General features: G+C 65.0%; 4 protein-coding genes and 1 pseudogene. All 5 read right to left on the minus strand.

The annotated features are described in order from the left end of the window. The coding region (locus tag EN738_RS32860) for an MFS transporter (protein WP_127287193.1) at nucleotides 1-504 on the minus strand (504 nt) is incomplete at its 3' end. A gap of 164 nt (nucleotides 505-668) precedes the next feature. Continuing rightward, nucleotides 669-1,151 (minus strand): DUF992 domain-containing protein, encoded by a 483-nt coding sequence (locus EN738_RS32865; protein ID WP_127287194.1) that lies wholly within the window; start codon nucleotides 1,149-1,151, stop codon nucleotides 669-671. 73 nt (nucleotides 1,152-1,224) lie between these two features. Then, the gene (locus tag EN738_RS32870; RefSeq protein ID WP_127287195.1) at nucleotides 1,225-1,698 is read right to left on the minus strand and encodes a DUF992 domain-containing protein; all 474 of its coding nucleotides are present in this window, start codon (nucleotides 1,696-1,698) and stop codon (nucleotides 1,225-1,227) included. A gap of 275 nt (nucleotides 1,699-1,973) precedes the next feature. Beyond that, nucleotides 1,974-2,828 (minus strand): tetratricopeptide repeat protein, encoded by an 855-nt coding sequence (locus EN738_RS32875; protein ID WP_127287196.1) that lies wholly within the window; start codon nucleotides 2,826-2,828, stop codon nucleotides 1,974-1,976. Nucleotides 2,829-3,023: 195 nt separating this feature from the next. Beyond that, nucleotides 3,024-3,147 (minus strand): annotated as a pseudogene (locus EN738_RS32880) (30S ribosomal protein S21); the annotation flags it as partial.

Genomic DNA, 3,147 nt, shown 5'->3' on the forward strand with positions numbered 1-3,147 from the left:
GCCAAGCATCGGGCCGCTGAAGGCGGCAACACCCCAGATCGCCGACATGATGCCGAAAAGCTGCGGCCAGATGTTGCGCGGGAACAGCCGCTCGACGGAGACGAAGGCCAGCGACACCAGCGCACCGCCGCCCAGCCCCTCGACCAGCCGTCCGGCAAGGAAGAGCGGCATTGAGGGTGCGGTGGCGCAGATCAGCGCGCCGGCCGCATAGAGCAAGGCGGCAACCATCATGTTGGTGCGCAGCGCCACATAACTCACCAGCCTTCCGGCGGCAGCGCCGGCGACGACGGCGCCAAGCTCGTAGATCGCCAGCGACCAGCCGACCAATTGCACGCCGGCCAGCTCGCCGACCATCGCCGGCATCACCGTCGCCACCATCGTCTCGTTGGTGGCGTGCAACAGAATGCCGAGGCTGATGAAGCAAAAGCGCGCCAGGTCGCCGCTCGCCCACAATGCCCGCCAGTCCACCTTGCCGCCCGCCTTGTTGCCGCTTGCCGCCGTCACGTCGATCTCCTGCTTGCCATTCGCAGCCTCATCCGCAACGCGAAAGGGCGCCAGATCCAGTTCGGCTGAGCTTGTAGAACCTCAAGCGCGGTTGAGCTCAAGAGGCCTTTTCAGGAATGTATGGCGAACGCCGCGACGCTTGAAGACCGGCTTTTGATGAGCTGTCAGTTGGCGGTGCTGCGCAGTTGGAACTGGCTGACGCCGATGGCGATGTTGATGCCGGTCTGCGTCTGCAGGCTGAGAGGCTGCAGCGTGAAGGCCTGTTCGGAGCCGCCGACGAGCAGATTGGCGCCGGCGCCAACCGCCGCCGTCAGCTCGGCGCTTGCGCCGACATAGTCGCCGGCAAGGGCGCCCGGCGCATAGATGTTCTTCAGCGGCGTCAGCACCAGCCACTGCATGACACTCTGTTTGGTGGTGCCGATGTCCAGCCCGTATTTGTTGACGGCGCCGAAATAGGCCTCCGGCGCGAATGTCTTGTCGGCGGGCGTGAAGGTGCAGTTCAGGTCCTTGCTCGAGCCGAAGACAAAGCCGGTGCCGCCGCCGATGGCGCAGTCGAGCACGCCAAGCTCGACGCCGCCGCTCTGCGCATAGGCCTGTCCCGCGCAGGCGGCGGCGATCAGACCAGCGGCAATGATGGTTCTTGGCATGGCGGTCCCCCCAAAAGCATGCGGCGCGAAACAGTAGCCTGTTCCGCGCCGCGCGTAAGGGAGCAAATGCGCCTTATTTGAAGGAGTGGATCAGCTCCAGCGAGGTGACCGCAACCGCCAGGTTGACGCCAGTCTGCGCCTGAACGCTGAGCGGCTCGAGCATGAAGGCGCCACCCAGCCCGCCGACCAGGAGATTGGCACCGCCGCCGGTCACGACACTCGCCTCGGCGTTGACGCCGTAATAGCTGCCGGCAAGGTCGCCCTCGTCATGGCTTCGGGTGGCGGCCAGAACCGCCCATGCCAGCTGGCCCTGATGCGTCTGGCCGACATCGATGCCGAGCTTGGAGATCATTCCCGTGTACTGCTCGGCCGGCCCATGATGATACGGGCGGAAGGTGCAGGACACGCCCTTGTTCGAGGTGATGACATAGCCGACGCCGCCGTCGATGGTGCAATCAAGCGTGCCAAGCCGGAGCGTGCCGGCGTTGACGGGGAACGCGAGGACCGTGGTGGCGAGCGCGGCGGCATAGGCAAGTGTCTTGATCATTGGAAAGGTCCTTTCGCAAATTTGGCCCCGGTTAACGGTCGAGGTGCGTGGAGCGTTCCGCCGAAAACTTGGCGCGAACATGGCAAGGGTTAACGCTTTGCCCTCGCTGTCAGCATGGGTGACAGCGGTTCGTCGTCGGACACGGCCGGCGGATTTTCCAAGCATCTCCGACTGAGGATCGGTTCTTTTGGGCGGAAGGCCTCGGTCGCGACCAGGCCTTCCAGCCATGCGGGATCGACCCTAACGACAGGGTGTCGCGCGGTGCGCCGGCTGTATCAGCTGGCGCTGGCGGTGTTGGTGCGCGACAGGCCGTCCTTGGCCGGCTGGTAGTTCGGATCGAGATGAACCGCCTCGCGGTAGGACTTCGCCGCCCGCGCCTTGTCGCCGCGCCGCTCGTAGATCAGCGCCTGGTTGGCCCAGGCCTCGGCGTTCTTGCCGTCGAGCTTGATGGCCATGTTGAAGTCGGAGAAGGCGTTGTCCTCGTCGCCCGTCGCCAGATAGGAGAGGCCGCGGCCGTTGTAGGGCTCGGCGGCGTCCGGCGCCAGCGAGATGGCGGTCGAGAAATCCTCGATGGCGAATTTGTGCTGACCCTGGCTCTGATAGATCAGGCCGCGATTGTGGTAGGCGCGGGCATCGGTCGTATCGAGCTGGATCGCCTTCTGGAAATCGTTGAAGGCGTCCTGGGTGCGGCCCGCCTTGCGGTAGAGATTGCCGCGGCCGATAAAGGCGGCGTCGTAATTGGCGTTGATCTGGATCGAACGGTTGTAGTCGGCGAGCGCGGCCTCCTGGTTGCCGAGGAAGCGCTGGATGAGCGCGCGGTTCGAATAGGCCTGGTAGAAATTCGGGTTGAGCTGGATGGCGGTGTCGAAGTCCTTCAGCGCCGCCTGGTACTGGCCGCCGCGGCCATAGGCCGAACCGCGCACATTGTAGCCTTCCGGATCCTGCGGATTGCGCTGGATCACCGCCGACAGCGAGGAGATGTTCTCGGTCGAGCCCTGCGCCTTGTCGATGTTGTTGAATTCGCCGGTCGGGGCCGTCTGGCATGCGGCAAGCGCCAGGCCCGAGAGCAGGGCCGCCGTCAGGGCGAAGCCGCGCATTGCGGTTCTGCGCTCCACGGAAATTGAATTCATCTCTGCTTTGTCCTCACTGCCCGCCGCGCCGTCAGGTCCGTTCCCTCTCCGAACCGGGTCAAACTTCATCACAAAGTGTCAGAGCATCCGTTGTGCGTCCAAGCAGGCGCACGTCGCTCTAAACAAAAGGGTGGCGGCGATTCCGCATCGCGCCACCCTTGGGTATCCTTCGAAAAGGACGAAAAATTGGCGGTATCAGCGCGGCGAACGCGCAGCACCCGCAGCGCCAGCCGGAGCCGGACGCGGCGTCATCGGCAGCAGGCCTTCGCGCTGGGCGCGCTTGCGGGCCAGCTTGCGGGCGCGGCGCACGGCTTCGGCC

Source organism: Mesorhizobium sp. M4B.F.Ca.ET.017.02.2.1 (assembly GCF_003998955.1).
GTDB lineage: Bacteria > Pseudomonadota > Alphaproteobacteria > Rhizobiales > Rhizobiaceae > Mesorhizobium > Mesorhizobium abyssinicae.

Excerpts from the sequence above, each read along its gene's own strand:
- EN738_RS32875 (WP_127287196.1), bottom strand. The coding sequence starts at position 2,828 with ATGAATTCAATTTCCGTGGAGCGCAGAACCGCAATGCGCGGCTTCGCC.
- EN738_RS32870 (WP_127287195.1), bottom strand. The coding sequence starts at position 1,698 with ATGATCAAGACACTTGCCTATGCCGCCGCGCTCGCCACCACGGTCCTC.
- EN738_RS32865 (WP_127287194.1), bottom strand. The coding sequence starts at position 1,151 with ATGCCAAGAACCATCATTGCCGCTGGTCTGATCGCCGCCGCCTGCGCG.